Consider the following 15,367-nt stretch of genomic DNA (forward strand, 5'->3'; position numbering starts at 1 on the left):
CTGCTGCGTGATGTATCTGGCGTAGGGTCGGGCCTCTAGAATCCGGAAATGGGCATAGGGGTCGAACCATCGCTGAAGCGCGACAAGCTGAACGCCTTGGTGTCGACGATAGGCGTCTCGCCCGTCACCAGATTGGCCATCAGGCGCCCCGCCGCCGGCCCGATGCCGAAGCCGTGACCGGAGAACCCCGTGGCGATGAAAAATCCCGGCACCGCATCCACCGCCGAGAGGACCGGCACCGCATCGGGGGTGACGTCGATCATGCCGCCCCAGCGCTGGGCAATGCGCACGTTGTTGAAGATCGGGAATGCCTTGGCCAGGTTTGCCAGCGCGCGGTTCGATTGGCGGATGGAAGGCACCGGATCGAGCACGCGGCGGTATTCGAACGGACTCGCTTCATCCAATGCCCAGTGCCGTGGCAGTAGCGCTTCCTGGAAAAACCGCTGGCCCAGGCGCAGCGACAATGACGCGTGTTCGTGCTTGAACGCCGGCCAGAACTGCCGTGCGTAGCGAAACGAATCCGGCACGATGTCGGCGATGTTTTCATGGCCCGAGGCAACGGTATAGCCGCCGTCCTGACGCTTGCGAATGGCGAATTCGCTGGTCCAGATGGCCGATTCCGGGCCGCCCTCCATGGGCGTGGTGCGGATCACTGAATTGAGCACCTTCAACTGCGGCAAATGCACGCTCAGCGGCGAGCAGAACAGACTCGACCACGCACCGCCTGCCAATACCACCGACGAACAGGCAATCGGTCCACGCTCGGTGATAACCCCACTGACACGCCCGGCAGAGCGCTCGATCCCCCTCACCGCACATTCGGTGAAGATGGACGCGCCCTTGGCCCGCGCAGCTTCGGCAATCGCCGGGGCCGCCTGTTGCGGCTCGGCGCGGCCGTCATCCGGGGTATACAGCGCGCCCTTGACCTGCAAGCGATTGACCTCTGGCAACAGGCGGTTGAGCTCGGCACCAGACACCATCTGCGCACTGACGGGGTAGTCCTCCAGATTGCGCTTCCAGCGTTCGTGCTCGGCGTAGCTTTGGTCGTCGGCGCAGGTAAACAGGATGCCGGCGCGGGTGTAGCCAACGTCCTTGCCAATGCGCGCCGCCAGGCCATCCCACAATTGCAGCGCGTGGGCCATCAACGGCAGCTCGCGAGGATCGCGGCGGGATATGCGCACCCAGCCCCAGTTGCGGCTTGATTGCTCATGGCCGACGCCGCCTTTTTCGCACAGCGCCACGCGCAAGCCGCGCTCGGCCAGCTCCAATGCCGTCGACGCCCCGATGATGCCGGCGCCGATCACCACCACATCGACGCGGTCAGGCAGTTGTTCATCACCCTGCACGGGTACTACGCGAGGTCCAGGCATCAGTAGCTGTCATCCAGTTGGCAATTGATATTCAACTCCGCGACGCTCGCTTCGTTGGGCAGGTCGAGCAAGGTATTGATCAGCAGCGCCAGGTCGGCGGGGGCGGTCATTTGCGCGTCCTCGCGGGTGCTCAGGCGGCGGGCCATGTCGGTGGCGACGAAACCCGGACAGATCGCCGTGGCTCGGATACCCAGCTCCCAGCCACTGTGGCGCAGGCCGTGAGCCAGGCCCAGCGCGGCGAACTTGCTGACCGAATACAGGCTCGAGCCGGCTGACTTGACCCGTTTGCCAGACAGCGACGCCATGATGATCACCCTCCCCCTGCCGCTCACGCTCAACGCCTGCCAGGCAGCGGCGGCCAGTCGGCGTGGTGCCTTGACGTTGACCTCCAGCAGCGCGTCCATGTCGGCCTCGTCGGCTTCGACCACGGTTTTCGCGATCATCAGGCCCGCGTTGGCCACCACTGCATCGATGCGCCCGAAACGCTCCAGCGCCGCGCTGACCCACCGCGCTTCGCCCGCTGCATCGGTAGCATCGTAGGGCACTACCTGCACCGTATCGGTGGCATGCCAGGCCGCCGATGTGGGCGTACGCATGCCCAGCGACACGCACCAACCGTTGCTTGCCAACTGCCTGGCAATCGCTTCGCCAATCCCGCGATTGGCGCCGGAAATCAACGCGACTCGTTGTTGCGGCATGGACACTCTCCTTCAAAACAGCCCTTCAAGATTCGCAAGGCCTGAAAATTGCAACGCAATGATCGACCAGAACCTGGCGATCATCATTTGTGTACTGATGCTCAGCCTAGGTCAGCCCAGGCTGATCATGGGCCGGCAATCGTCTGTTTCCCACGAGAGGCGAACATGCCCCAAAACGATCCGATTGCGCCACGCGTGCAACGCTGCAGTACCCAAGGCACGCAAACGCTGGACCGCTCCTTCGAAATTCTGCAGGCCATCGCCGCACGTGGCGAACAGGGCGCAAGCATCGAGGCGCTGAGCAGCGACACCCAATTGAGCCGAGCGACCTTGTACCGTCTGCTCAAAGCCATGAAGTCCTACGGGTTCGTGCGCCTGCCACGCCTGCGCGGCCCTTATTTTCTCGGCTACGAGCTGCTGACCCTCGGCGCCCAGGCGGGCAATACCGGCGGTTTGCGCGAGCACGCACGCCCTGCCCTGATGCGGCTCTCGGAGGCGTTTCAGGACAGTTTTTTTCTGTTCGTACAGGACGGATACTACGCCCTGTGCCTGGAAATCCAGGAGGGCCACAACCCTACCAAAAGCTTCGCCCATTATGTCGGCTCCAAGGTGCTGAGCGGCGTCGGCCAGGGCTCGCTGGCCCTGCTGAGCGACCTGCCCAACGCCAAGCGCAACGAGATCCTCACCCACAACGCGCCGCGACTGTTGCGCGAGTACGGCATCGCTGCGGCCCAGGTACGCGAGGCGGTCACTCAAGTTCGCGCGCAGGGTTATACCTGTGGCCTGAGCGACAAGATCCTGCCGCTGTACACCGGTGTGGCGGTGCCGATTCGCGGCGCCGAGGGCGAACCGCTGGGAGCGCTGAGCAGTGCGTTGCCGACGTCGCGCCTGACCCATGCCTATCGGTCGCGGCTGGTCGAGGCGATGCAGCGCGAAGCCGAGAGTATCGCCCAGCGCCTGTGCCCTGCGGTCAGCCCCACGCCGCACCCTGTGGATCACCGGGCGAATCTGGCAAAACGAAACGCTGCGGGGTTGACCAGCGGTTGAGCACCGGTGATCAGGTCCGCCATCAAGTGCCCGGCGCCTGGCCCGATCCCGAAGCCATGCCCCGAAAACCCGGTCGCCAGATAAAACCCAGACACAGACTGCACCTCATCCATCACTGGGAGGATGTCCGGCGTGACGTCGATCAAACCCGCCCAGCGCTGCTCGATGCGCGCTTGGGCAAACAGCGGAAACTGCTGAGCGAGCGACCTCAATGCCTCGTCAAGAAAGGCGTCAACCGGTCTTGGGTCATAGAGGCGTTGTTTCTCGAATGGCGTCGGCTGATCGTTGGCCCAGCGACCAGGCGTGCTGATTTCTTGCCAGCTCTGGCCCGTCACCCGCAACCGGTACTCCTGATGATGGGCCCTGACCATCGGCAAGAAATCCGGCAGGTAGCGAAAACTGTCAGGCACCAAAGGCGCGATATTGGCGTTGCGCATCGCCAGGGTGTAGCCGCCGTCGGCGCGTTTTCTGAACGACACCTTGTCGGTGGCCACCGCGCAATTCGGGCCGCCCGGTAGCGGCGCGGTGCGCATCACCGAGCCAAGCACGCGCAGTTGCGGCAGGCGAATACCCAGATTGCGGCAGAACAGGCTCGACCAGGCGCCTGCCGCGAGCACCACGCTCTTGCACTTTATCTCGCCCCGCTCAGTGATCACCGCGCTGACCCGTCCCGCCTCGGTTTCCAGGCCCCGAGCGGCGCAGCGCGTGAAGATTCGGGCACCCAGCGCGCGGGCGCCTTGGGCGATGGCCGCCGTGGCGACGTCGGGTTCGGCGCGGCCATCGGTCGCCGTATACAGCGCGCCTTGCCATGACCCCGGGACTGCGGCCCCGAGGCAGACTTCGATCTGCGGTTTATCGAGCCACTGGGCGTCGATCCCCATGGGCTTGGCCTGCTCCAGCCACGCCTGCTTGGCTGCCATTTCAGCCTCGGACTCACAGGCGTAGAGAATGCCGGCGCGGGTAAAGCCGGTGTCGTGCTTGAGCTGATCGGCCCAGGTATCCCACAGCTTCAGACTGGCGATCGCCAAAGGAATTTCGGCAACGTCACGGCCCATGGTGCGCACCCAACCCCAATTGCGCGAGGACTGTTCGTGGGCAATGCCGCTCTTTTCCACCAACGCCACCGAGACGCCCCGCTGCGCCAGATAATAGGCGGTGCACACCCCGACGATGCCGCCACCGATCACCACCACGTCGGCATGGCTGGGCAGCTGATGATCGCTTTCGACGTGGGCGATTTGCGGGTACATGGACATTCCTGCGGCGGTCGTTACCCAAGGTTTACCCCGTGGGCCGAAGAGCGGCAAGCATTGGTGCAACGAACGGCGCCATGCTCTCACATGGTGGGATCAAGCGGTGCGCAGCGGGTGAGCTGGGTCAATCAAACGGAACTCATGATGTGCGCTGCGGCCAACTCTTGATAAGGCGATCAATCGATGGCCCATACAGGAGGTGGCTCAGATGCCCGATTCAAACGGCAAGATTCGTTACGCAGTCGTCGCCGGCGGCTTTATCTCGCAAGACGCGTTCATGCCCGGCGTGGGACAGACGCAGAACTCGGTCATGACGGCGCTGGTGACGGGCGACCCGGTCAAGGCTGATAAATTGGCCAGCCTATACGGCCTCAAAAGCTACAGTTACGAACAATACCCAACGTTGCTCGCCTCTGGGGAGATCGACGCGGTCTACGTCGCGACGCCTAACTTCGATCACCGCAAATTCGTGCTGGCGGCGCTGGAGGCAGGTATCCATGTACTGCTGGAAAAACCCATGGCCAGCAGCGAGGAGGATTGCCTGGCGATGCTGCGCGCTTCTGAAAACAGCGCGGCGAAGTTAATGATTGCCTACCGCCTGCACTGCGAGCCCGGCACGGTGGAAATGATCGAGCGCGTGCGCGCTGGCGATTTCGGCGACCCCCGAGTGTTCACTGCTACGTTCACTCAAAAGGTCCCGGCGACCAACCATCGGATGAAGCATGGCTTCGCCGCGGGCCCGGTGCTGGACATGGCGCCCTACCCTTTGAACATGCTGCGCCAGTTGTTCGCCGACGAGCCCATCGAGGTCAGCGCCATGGGCATCACTTCCCCCGGCAGTCCGCTCGACTCACCGGATACGGTGACTGTTTCGCTGCGCTTTCCTGAGGAACGCCTCGCGCAGTTCACCGTCAGCTACAGCCTGCCGAGCAGCGAAAGGTTTCAATTGATCGGCACCAAAGGCGAGATAGAGGCGGCGCCCTGCTTCGGCTATGGCGAAGGCGTCAGCATCACCTACCGCGCGACCATAGACGGCGAAACCAAGGAGCATGCTCATCCTGTGGTCGATCAGTTTGCCGGCGAGACCGCGTATTTTTCTGACTGTATCTTGAATGATCTGACACCCGAAGCGGGTGCTGAAGAAGGATGGCGAGACGTGCGTATCCTGGCGGCTGTCGAGCGCGCTTTGACGACCGGAGAAACTCAAACCCTGGAGCCTCTCCCACGTAAACGGCTGCCAAGCAAGGATCAGATCAGGCAGCTGCCATTCACCAAGGGCCCGGCGTTGATTAATGCGCAGAAGCCTAACTGATTCCAGCACAAGGGTTCCCGCGACCTGAAAAACGGTCGCGGGACATTACTCAGGCATCTTTGCCCTGCATAAAGCCAGAGCCCAGATCAGCACCAGTGATCGGATTGCTCATCGGATCCGACATCGTCCGAGCCTTGAGCGCCTCCAATACGTCCAGATCAGCCGCTGGCAATGTCACGCTTGCCAGACCGTCTCCACCATCGACGGCAGGTGCCGGACTTTCGACATACTCCCACGCCTCCCCTTCATTCCATGGCCCACGAACATTGGGTTCGCCGGACATGTTGAAGTATTTGTTGGTGAACTCGGGCATGCCGGGCAGCTTGCCCTGGGGGAAGTTCGGCTGGATGGCATGCAGCGCTTTCTCGAAAGACAGCTGGTGAGCAATCTCGCGAGTCATCAGAAAGCCCAGCGCCTCTTTCACACCAGGATCGTCCACAACGTTCATGAGCCGTTCGTAGACAATCTTGGCGCGTGCCTCGGCGGCGATATTCGAGCGGAAATCAGCGGTAGGCTCGCCGATGGTATCGATATAGGCCGACGTCCACGGTACCCCTGCCGAGTTGACCAACGGCGCACCCGCACCGTAGAGCAGGCTGGTGATGTGTGAATCATTGCCCGCGCCGTTGATGGCCCGGTACAGCTCACCTTCCTCTTCGACAGCCTCAGCCAACTGACCCTTCGCGCCCTTGTTCAGCATGACGATGATCGAGCCGACGATCTCAAGATGACTGAGCTCTTCGGTGGCGATATCCATCAGCAGATCTTTACGACCAGGATCATCCTCGGCCAACGCTTGGGTGAAATACCGCCCCGCTGCGGCCAGTTCGCCCTGTGCGCCACCGAACTGCTCCAAGAGCAGGTTGGCCAGGCCAGGATTGGGTGCAGCTACACGAACGGTGTATTGCAGACGCTTGTTGTGCAAGAACATGGTTATTTCCTCAGGCTCACTCTTCTCATGGGCACCGCTTCGCTCGATAAAGCGTGAGGAAATACAGCAGTGCGGTCATGAATTAGGAGCTATAGCTCTAATCAGACGATCCATAAGAATTTGACTTCGCTGACGGGAGGTATGAGGCAATTCGTTCAATGAATAATGCTATGGCGTCGATAATAACTATCTATGCACTCAGATGGCTTTCAGGCCACGTGCGAGCGCAACCCGCGCTGCCACTCGGCCAGTCGGATGGAACGTAATACCAGGCACTCTCCTCTACCGATTCAATAGCCAGAGGAGGCAATCACGATGATCGATTCAGCAACCGGTATGAAGCCAGGCGAACGCTATGCAGTAGAAAGCCTGGAACGCGCACATCAGTTCCAGGGTTTTTTTCTGGATGGCAAATATTATCTGGACCCTGAACTCCTGACCGCCGTCGGCTGGCTGGAAGGCCAGCAGTTTCTCTACGACGATCTCGACGCAGCGGGTAGCCCCATATTTCCCGATGGTGTGGCCGGTGTCGTCGAGGATTTGACCTTGAAAATGGCCGACGGCGTTTTGTTACCGCTGACCAAAATACATGTCACCGTCCCGAACGAAGCCGCCAATGAGGATGGCCAGGAACAGTCCTCGCCACCGAGCCCTCCATCCACCGCAAACAGCAGGTGGCGTGACGCGAAACCGGGGCAACGCCTGTTGGTACTGACAGCGGCGGCGGTAATGGGCGGCTATGTGGCGGCACTGCTAGGCTCAAAGACTCGCTGATTCTGATGTACCTGCAAGCGCCGTCAGCGACGTTTTAGCAAGTAAGTGTCCATGATCCAGCCATTGGCTTCACGGGCAGCCTCGCGAGCCCGCTCTATCTGTGCAGCGACTTCCTTGAGCTTGCCGCTGACAAGGATTTCATCAGGGGTGCCGAGATAGGCGCCCCAGTAGATATCGATGTCTTGATCGATCAGCGTCGTGAACGTGTTCTCGGCATCGAGCATCACCACCACGCTGTCGACGTTCTCGGGAAAGCCGTTGGCCAGACGCCGGCCGGTGGTGATCTCGACGGAGCGGCCGATGTGATTGAGCGGGACTTTGTGTTGCGCGGTCAGTGCTTGAACGCTGGTGATACCAGGGATGACCCGGTATTCGAGCGCATGTCGGCCGGTCTGGATAATGGCATCGAGGATACGCAGAGTGCTGTCGTACAGCGACGGATCACCCCAGACGAGAAACGCGCCGCACTGGCCTTCCTCCAGTTCTTCGGCAATCAAGCGCTCGAAGATTATTTGTTTGTCCGTGTTCAAGCGATCGACGGCCTGCAGGTAATCGCCTTCGGTGCGCTCGCGCTCCGGGGTCAACGATTCGACGATTCGATAATGGTGGGCTTCGATGTAGCGTTCGCAGATTTCCCTGCGTAGGTGATTGAGTTTTTCCTTGGTCTGGCCCTTGTCCATGAAGAAGAACACATCGACCTGATTAAGGGCTTTGATTGCCTGGACGGTAATGTACTCAGGGTTTCCTGCACCGATACCGATGATGAGGATGGTTTTCATAAGGGGCCTCTGGGGTGTATCGCCATGCGGCGCCGCGATCCTGCGATCATGCGGCGGCTACGGTACCTAAGTTCGGTGTAATAATTGTGCTCGAGTTCCCGCTGCTGGCATCAGTGGGAAAATCAGTAGCGCCTATCAAATCACCATCAAGATGGCCCTGATGGTTGTACTTATCACTGTAGTCTCCGATGAGGCTGCCTGTAGATACGCTTCAACCTATCGCGCCCGATGCCAACATCCCGATAATCTGCGCGGTGGCAATTTTCGCCTGACTTCCAGTCTCAGTTCATCCCTAGCAGCAAAGGTATCGCTGACATAGCTTGCCAACAAGCTGTTGGCAATCGGACTGAGGTAGCAATATTAGGGTTGGAGGAGCCCAGAGTTTTGGGCGTGTACTCCAGACCAGCCACAGGATCAGGTAGACGCGGATCAAGTGGAACACCGTTGCTCACTCGAGGTAGAGCGTCGCCGGCGTCACCTGTCAGGCCTTCCGAGACTTTTGCACCTGTAAAGTTCGCATCGTTAGCCGCAGGTGTACCGTCACCTACTACTTTTGTTTCACCAGACAGTAAATCGGTCGCAGGTCCTTTGCACCAAATCAATCTACGAGATTAAATCTCCGGATTATTTTTTTAGACAAAGCACTTGCACTTTCCTCCATGAAAATAAAACACCCCTCAAAGGATCCACTAGTCAAAATTAATGTATTGCCTTCATAACAAGCCGAAACCAATACTGAATATGGGCCAAATCTACGGGCTTCTTCTTTGATCCTCAGAGTTTTCAAGACGACACTCACAAACTCTTCGAACCTTTCCTCCTCATAATCATCGAAAAATATGAAATAATTAGTTTCAGAACTTGACTCGGAGAATCGAAACATAAGATTACATTCCCAAACCATTATTAACAGACGTTCGAGAAGACTGTGACTTTCCTATGATCTTCGACCACAATTCATCTCCTGATAGACCTTACCCAGAATATTTATTCACAATTTCGCTCCAAGTTCTATTTGGGTCAGTCTTATTCAAGGAGTCAGCCAATGTCCTGTTAGACATTAACTCTCGCGCCGTTGACCTCAAATCATTTCTCATATCAAAAGCCTGCTTCGCCTGTTCTTCCAAGGAGGCGCTACTGTTAATTCAAGCTGGGATTTCTGCTTCTTTAGACAAATACCAAGCTCTAGCCTCTCTATCAGTTAAGTTTTTTGGCTGTGCTAGATCATCCCACCATTTAGCGTAAGACGCAGAGTCGTCTATCGCTTTTGCACCTCTAGTTACCTCCGTTCATTACGCAGACTGCTGATAATCCGATTCCAGTAGCGTACAGCCTCAAAGTGCTGCTGTCTAGTCAACCAAGTTTTGTTCTCAGGGCTGGTCGGATCACCACCAACGATAGCGGGTTTAATCTCGAATAGCTCCATGCCTTTAGGGCGCGAGTGCTTATTAAGTTCACTCATTTTGGTCTGCCAATCGAGCAAATAGATCGGGAAGGTCGCTCGCTACCGATATAGCATAATGACGATTCATACCTATAAACGGAATTCGAACTACCGGCATTGCTGCATCCAATGTGTCAAACCCAAACCCCTCGCCTCCGCCGTTAGAAGCGAACAAAAATATACCTGGCGCATATATCTCGACCTCATATTCACGATTGAATTCGACTAGCTGTTCTGCCTTCCAAAAGATAATGTAGCTATCGCCAATGAATCCTTCGCCACCGTCGTGCGTCTTAAGGAATTCAATGTAACTCTCAGGAAGTGCGACTCCCAAGCGTGTTGACAAACCATTAACAGCCGGAATTTCAGCCGGACCATTAAGCTGCCCCTCTGTTAGATGATATTCCATAGCTATTTTCCTAAGTCTTTCTGCAATTGGTTCCACCAAGGAGTTACCTGCTGCCGATGAACATCGCGAGGCAGCATAACTTTGTTGGCGGAATCGGTTGGACTTCCACCAAATTTCACTGGATTGATTCCATGCACGTCCACAGGCTGACCTACAAGTCCTTGTTCTCGGCGTAGAGCGCTATTGGCTTTGTTGGCGGCATTTCTGGCGGCATTGTACTCCGTCCCCTCCAGTAATCTGAATGGCCCTTGCGGTACGGGGACGCCCGCTGGATAGCCTGTCCAATCTGAAATCGAAAAACTTCCGTCCGGGGGATCGATAGAAACTCGAGGCGTAGCACCTTCGGCAGCACTGGTAGCAGTAGCTTTTGCACCATCAGCCTTTTATGCGTTCTAAGAACTCAACCATTGCTAGTGGATCAAGCTCCACAAGTTCTTCAATCAAATCTTCCGCTGCCCAATGCAGAATCATGTCCCCTCCCCCCCCATCCTTGCAGAGAATGAGATCACTTGACAAAGAAGAGTCAACAATATTGACTTCTCTATCGCTGAGAGCAATCAGGCCACCGTAGCCATCATAAGGAATGACCCAGTAAAAACGCTCGTTCTCTATCCAGTAAATCCCAAACACCTGTACAGGCTCTTCTCGCCCAATTTCTCGAATAATCATATCCACATCACTCAATAGTCCTACCGGGCTGCAGCACAGGGCGCAGCTGTTGCGGCGTAGTAATTTTCATATCGTATGCTTTACCGGTTACGGAGTTGCACTGGTAGTGGATAGTTATATTTTCTCCGCTAGGTAGACGGTGACTTACTTCCATTTTTCTCCATCCCTCATTCCGCGGGAATTCTTTATCGCCCGCTAGTTTTGTATCACGACCGGCAGAGGGATTTTCTGTCACGCTGTTCCACAAAGTCTGCTCGTTCAGATCTCTTGGCGCCGTTGACTGATAGCTCTTTGCTGTTGAATGCGTTGCATAGTCTGGAAGACCAGCAGAAAACTCATCGGCAGCATTTTCCCGACCATAACAATCTCTATTTACGCTAGACCTTTCAGTAACAGCATTCGGGCTATATGGATCATCAACAATAGTTGGTTTACCGCCACTGAAACCACTAGAACCGCCACCTTTTGCACCTACTAATCATACTCTCGGCGACAGTAGACAAAACCTCCCAAGCTCTCAAGCTTCCCAACTGAATCCGATTCAAACTTGCATTCCAGATTTATTCGACAAATTTTTTCTTGACCAATTGAGGCTGAAATATTTGTAGCAACAACCTCTAAGCTTTCCCAATCAAAATCTGTGGGTTGCCTGTCAAGGTAGTAACAAATATGTAACGCTCGATCATCCGCTAGAGAAATAGCGATCGCTCTTATTGCAGGGTATATCTCACCAATCAGAGCGCGCCAAACACACAAAACTAACCACTCAGGAAAATTTTTCATGGCTTCGCCTCAACAGTAACCGGGTTTGTTGGAACAATATGCGCTCCGTTTTTGCCTGAATGTATTGTTCCATATCTCGTCGCCAAGCCAGAGGAACCATTAACACCAATGTTTTGAACAAAATCAACTATTGGCTGGCCTCGAGAACCATAACCTACGACAGGAAACTCTCCTGTATGAGCACCATCCAACAGTTCCTGAGATCTACACCCTCATCAAAATAACTGCGGCCGGGGATAAAATTATTATGCCCCAGAACATGCTTGCCTTGCTGCCCAGCATGGATGTTGCTGGCTACGTTGTCCAGCGAGTCACCTGTGGCTTTTGCACCAGCTACTGTCGCTGCACCCGCATCCGCCTCCGCCTCAGCCGATGCGAACCCGATCGGTCCCCCTATCAGCACGCCTGGCACAATCTGCGCCAAAACTCCCTGACGCCAAGTGTAGTCAACTATATTGTAATCGTGCTCGTTCTGATCTTGGAAGTGATCAACGATCGCACCCTCTTCGGGCGTCAATGCAGGTGACGTAACCCATCGGTCAAGGGCGTAGGTACCCGTATTAGCATCTTCAGCTATCGCACCGCAGTTATCCCCACAATGCTGCAGCGCTACCCCCGTATCCTGGTCGCTGATAGCCTGGTATTTCCGCTGAACTGTCCCGCGGCAAGACGCTGGATCGGGTTTAGCCCGGCACGCCACCAGATCAGTCACCATCTGATCGACATCGCCCAACTTGTGCTTATCTTTCGACGCATTGCCCAGATAATTGTTTTGGGTCACGTTCTGAGCGACTGAGGCTCCAACACTTGGGTCCCCACCCGTCACGGCCGCAGCGAGGACGCCGATAAACCCCGACAGCGCAATCATCTTTTGGTCGCCTTGGGCGACGGTGAGGGGCGTGGCTTCGTCTTGGGACGGCATGACCAATTTGGCCAGCGCCTGCACTGAGGCTTCATCCGCCCCGGCTGCTAGCGCGCCGGTCGCAAAATCACTGCCTTGAGCCATCGACAGCACGCCGCCTAATAGCGCATGCATACCGATTTTGGTCAGTGAACCATTGGCGAACGCAGTGCTGCCTATTTCATTGGCGCCGTATGCACCACCGACGTTGATTGCCTGCCCTGCCAACGAACCCACAAGGTTTTTACTGAAGCTCCCTCCTTCGATGGCGGTGGTGATAGCGGCATCCGCGACGGCCGTCTCCGTGGCCTTCAGAATGGTATTGGTGCTCAGAACTTCTGGATCGAACTGCAACTCCTCTCCAACCCCAGCCGTCAGCATCGCCACACCTGCGCTTTTCAAGCTGCTCGCACTGACAGTGTCCTTCAGCACCTTCCCTAGATCGCCGTTATTGGAAATGCCACTGTTGACGGCGGTGGTTGCCAGGCTGCCCGCACCTGCTGCGCTCACCGTACCCATGCCAAGACCTGCCGGTCCCATGGCCAGAGTCATGGCAATGGCCAGAATGATTTCGGCGCCCGCACCCAAGCCGTGGGAGCTGTACTTGAAGGAGTCATGAAGCACCAGGTAGCTGGGGCCATTGCCCGTGCGGCAGGGCCAGCGAGTAAAGGGAAGGAATAAGCCAGATAAAAACACCGGCGCAGGGCCGGTGTTAGGTGAGTACCGCTTACTTAGAGTTAAGCAATCGCTCCTGATATCACACATAAAGCAGTAACAACTTGATCAGGATGATCTTCTAGAGGAACCCCCCAGCCGGTAACTTCAAGTCCACCATAGCTTTGATCGGTATAGAACCACTCTTCAGCACTATCAAACTCTAAAGATGTAAATGGCAATAGATCCGAAACCAAACTACCCAAGCCAATACCAGCCGGCAAAATCCCCTTATAAACAAACTCCCGTGCAAACTCCCCAGAAAAGCTAAAATCGTAAACCTTAACAGCATAAACCTTTCCCGCTCTAACCATTATTGATAGAGCTGGAGTTCCTTTTAGCAGACCATTAATAATTGCATCATTAAATAGCGAAAAAGAGTAGCCTCCATTTCCAAGCTCATCCAGACCATGCGTTCTCAATAGAAGGTCCGGCGAATTTTCAAACTTGTACAATAGACTGGACGCATCAACCAAATACTTAAGCAGCACACGTTCCAGCACTTCCGCGCTCACATCCAGCGGTATACCTGCAAGAGAGACGGATGGCACGATTGGTGCCACCCAAGATATTGAAAAATCGTTAGATGACGTCATTCTGGCACCCACGTGTTGGTGGAGGAGTTAAATACCACTTTCTGCCCCTGAGGGTTTAAATACTTTGTATTAGCATCATAAATAGGGCTCCCGCTACTAAAAGTCGGTCTGTAAGCCACAGGATCAACAACCTTAACTTTGCTCCCATCAGCATAAGTAAGCTTGTAGTACTCACCTTTGTGAGTTGACAAAACATCATCCCCAATAGTAGATGGACTATACTGAATTTCTTTAATCCCTGTAGTGCTACCTTCGACCGTATAGACCTGGGCATTACCAGATGAACTGGCTCTCACTTTAGGTGTAAGTGTTGCGCCATCCATGGTGAGCGACTGTTTAATATCATCTATTGATTTCCCCCAAACACTGGAAGGATTTCCAGCAATATCTCGAGGAATACCGGCTTGTGCCGCTAAGTCTTCGCGCAAACCATCCCGAGCAAGTGGAGATGTTGCCGGAATATCGTCTACTACCTTCCCAGCCGCACCTGCCTCTTTTGCACCAGCAACCTCTGCAACCCCTGCCTTCGCCTCCGCTTCCGCCCATCCGCCCGCGCCACCACTCAGCACACCAGCAACAATCTGCGCCATTTCTCCCTGAAGCGCAGTACTATCGGCAAGCCTATAATCACTCTCATTCTTCGTCTGAAAGTGATCAATGATATCCAGCTCTTCCGGTGTCAACGCAGTTGATGCAGCCCATCGATCAAGCGCATCCGTGCCTGTATTGGCATCCTGAGCTATCGTACCGCAGTTATCCCCACAGTGCTTCAGTGCTACTCCCGTATCTTGGTCGCTGATCGCTTGGTATTTGCTCTGAACTGTCCCGCGGCAAGACGCTGGATCGGGATTGGCCCGGCACGCCACCAGATCAGTCACCATCTGATCGACATCGCCCAACTTGCGCTTATCTTTCGACGCATTGCCCAGATAATTGTTTTGGGTCACGTTCTGAGCGACTGAGGCTCCAACACTTGGGTCCCCACCCGTCACGGCCGCAGCGAGGACGCCGATAAACCCCGACAGCGCAATCATCTTTTGGTCGCCTTGGGCGACGGTGAGGGGCGTGGCTTCGTCTTGGGACGGCATGACCAATTTGGCCAGCGCCTGCACTGAGGCTTCATCCGCCCCGGCGGCTAGCGCGCCGGTCGCAAAATCACTGCCTTGAGCCATCGACAGCACGCCGCCTAATAGCGCATGCATACCGATTTTGGTCAGTGAACCATTGGCGAACGCAGTGCTGCCTATTTCATTGGCGCCGTATGCACCACCGACGTTGATTGCCTGCCCTGCCAACGAACCCACAAGGTTTTTACTGAAGCTCCCTCCTTCGATGGCGGTGGTGATAGCGGCATCCGCGACCGCCGTCTCCGTGGCCTTCAGAATGGTATTGGTGCTCAGAACTTCTGGATCGAACTGCAGCTCCTCTCCAACCCCAGCCGTCAGCATCGCCACACCCGCGCTTTTCAAGCTGCTCGCACTGACAGTGTCCTTCAGCACCTTCCCTAGATCGCCGTTATTGGAAATGCCACTGTTGACGGCGGTGGTTGCCAGGCTGCCCGCACCTGCTGCGCTCACCGTACCCATGCCAAGACCTGCCGGTCCCATGGCCAGAGTCATGGCAATGGCCAGAATGATTTCGGCGCCCGCACCCAAGCCGTGGGAGCTGTACTTGAAGGAGTCATGAA

General features: G+C 56.2%; 13 protein-coding genes and 1 pseudogene. 3 read left to right on the forward strand and 11 right to left on the reverse strand.

The genetic code is table 11. The annotated features are described in order from the left end of the window. Positions 1-35 precede the first annotated feature (35 nt). Positions 36-1,370: an FAD-binding oxidoreductase gene (locus LIX93_RS15195; protein ID WP_226504880.1), complete on the reverse strand. Its 1,335-nt coding sequence runs from the start codon at positions 1,368-1,370 to the stop codon at positions 36-38. After that, entirely contained in the window at positions 1,370-2,068 is a 699-nt protein-coding gene (locus LIX93_RS15200; protein WP_226504881.1) for an SDR family NAD(P)-dependent oxidoreductase, read from the reverse strand. The genes LIX93_RS15195 and LIX93_RS15200 overlap by 1 nt, the downstream gene beginning before the upstream one ends. Positions 2,069-2,233: 165 nt before the next feature. Between LIX93_RS15200 and LIX93_RS15205 the strand changes: the two genes are divergently transcribed. Then, the gene (locus LIX93_RS15205; RefSeq protein WP_226504882.1) at positions 2,234-3,115 is read left to right on the forward strand and encodes an IclR family transcriptional regulator; all 882 of its coding nucleotides are present in this window, start codon (positions 2,234-2,236) and stop codon (positions 3,113-3,115) included. Here LIX93_RS15205 and LIX93_RS15210 read toward each other — a convergent pair. Then, on the reverse strand, positions 3,064-4,365 hold the full coding sequence (locus LIX93_RS15210) for an FAD-binding oxidoreductase (RefSeq protein WP_226504883.1): 1,302 nt from the start codon (positions 4,363-4,365) through the stop codon (positions 3,064-3,066). The genes LIX93_RS15205 and LIX93_RS15210 overlap by 52 nt on opposite strands. Positions 4,366-4,576: 211 nt before the next feature. Here LIX93_RS15210 and LIX93_RS15215 point away from each other — a divergent pair, with 211 nt between their 5' ends. Further along, entirely contained in the window at positions 4,577-5,680 is a 1,104-nt protein-coding gene (locus LIX93_RS15215; RefSeq protein WP_226504884.1) for a Gfo/Idh/MocA family oxidoreductase, read from the forward strand. Positions 5,681-5,729: 49 nt separating this feature from the next. Here LIX93_RS15215 and LIX93_RS15220 read toward each other — a convergent pair whose 3' ends face one another. Continuing rightward, complete coding sequence (locus LIX93_RS15220) at positions 5,730-6,611, reverse strand: manganese catalase family protein (RefSeq protein WP_226504885.1); 882 nt, start codon at positions 6,609-6,611, stop codon at positions 5,730-5,732. A 315-nt stretch (positions 6,612-6,926) separates the two neighbouring features. Between LIX93_RS15220 and LIX93_RS15225 the strand changes: the two are divergent. Next, positions 6,927-7,223 (forward strand): annotated as a pseudogene (locus LIX93_RS15225) (short-chain dehydrogenase); the annotation flags it as partial. 185 nt (positions 7,224-7,408) lie between these two features. Here the strand turns inward: LIX93_RS15225 and cobF are convergent. From cobF to LIX93_RS15265, 7 genes are all read right to left on the reverse strand, one after another. Further along, positions 7,409-8,164, reverse strand: coding sequence for a precorrin-6A synthase (deacetylating) (gene cobF / locus LIX93_RS15230; protein ID WP_226504886.1), 756 nt, complete (start codon positions 8,162-8,164; stop codon positions 7,409-7,411). Between the two features lie 1,454 nt (positions 8,165-9,618). Then, entirely contained in the window at positions 9,619-10,017 is a 399-nt protein-coding gene (locus LIX93_RS15235) for an SMI1/KNR4 family protein (RefSeq protein WP_226504887.1), read from the reverse strand. 375 nt (positions 10,018-10,392) lie between these two features. Beyond that, positions 10,393-10,692: a hypothetical protein gene (locus LIX93_RS15240; protein WP_226504908.1), complete on the reverse strand. Its 300-nt coding sequence runs from the start codon at positions 10,690-10,692 to the stop codon at positions 10,393-10,395. 468 nt (positions 10,693-11,160) lie between these two features. Then, positions 11,161-11,469, reverse strand: coding sequence for a colicin (locus LIX93_RS15245; protein ID WP_226504888.1), 309 nt, complete (start codon positions 11,467-11,469; stop codon positions 11,161-11,163). Between the two features lie 154 nt (positions 11,470-11,623). Then, entirely contained in the window at positions 11,624-12,922 is a 1,299-nt protein-coding gene (locus LIX93_RS15255) for a DUF637 domain-containing protein (RefSeq protein ID WP_226504890.1), read from the reverse strand. A gap of 185 nt (positions 12,923-13,107) precedes the next feature. Further along, entirely contained in the window at positions 13,108-13,680 is a 573-nt protein-coding gene (locus LIX93_RS15260; protein WP_226504891.1) for a hypothetical protein, read from the reverse strand. After that, positions 13,677-15,367, reverse strand: a 1,691-nt coding sequence (locus tag LIX93_RS15265) for a DUF637 domain-containing protein (protein WP_226504892.1), incomplete at its 5' end; no start/stop codon positions are given. The genes LIX93_RS15260 and LIX93_RS15265, both read right to left, overlap by 4 nt.

The sequence above is a fragment of the Pseudomonas sp. MWU16-30317 genome (assembly GCF_020515695.1).
Lineage (GTDB): Bacteria > Pseudomonadota > Gammaproteobacteria > Pseudomonadales > Pseudomonadaceae > Aquipseudomonas.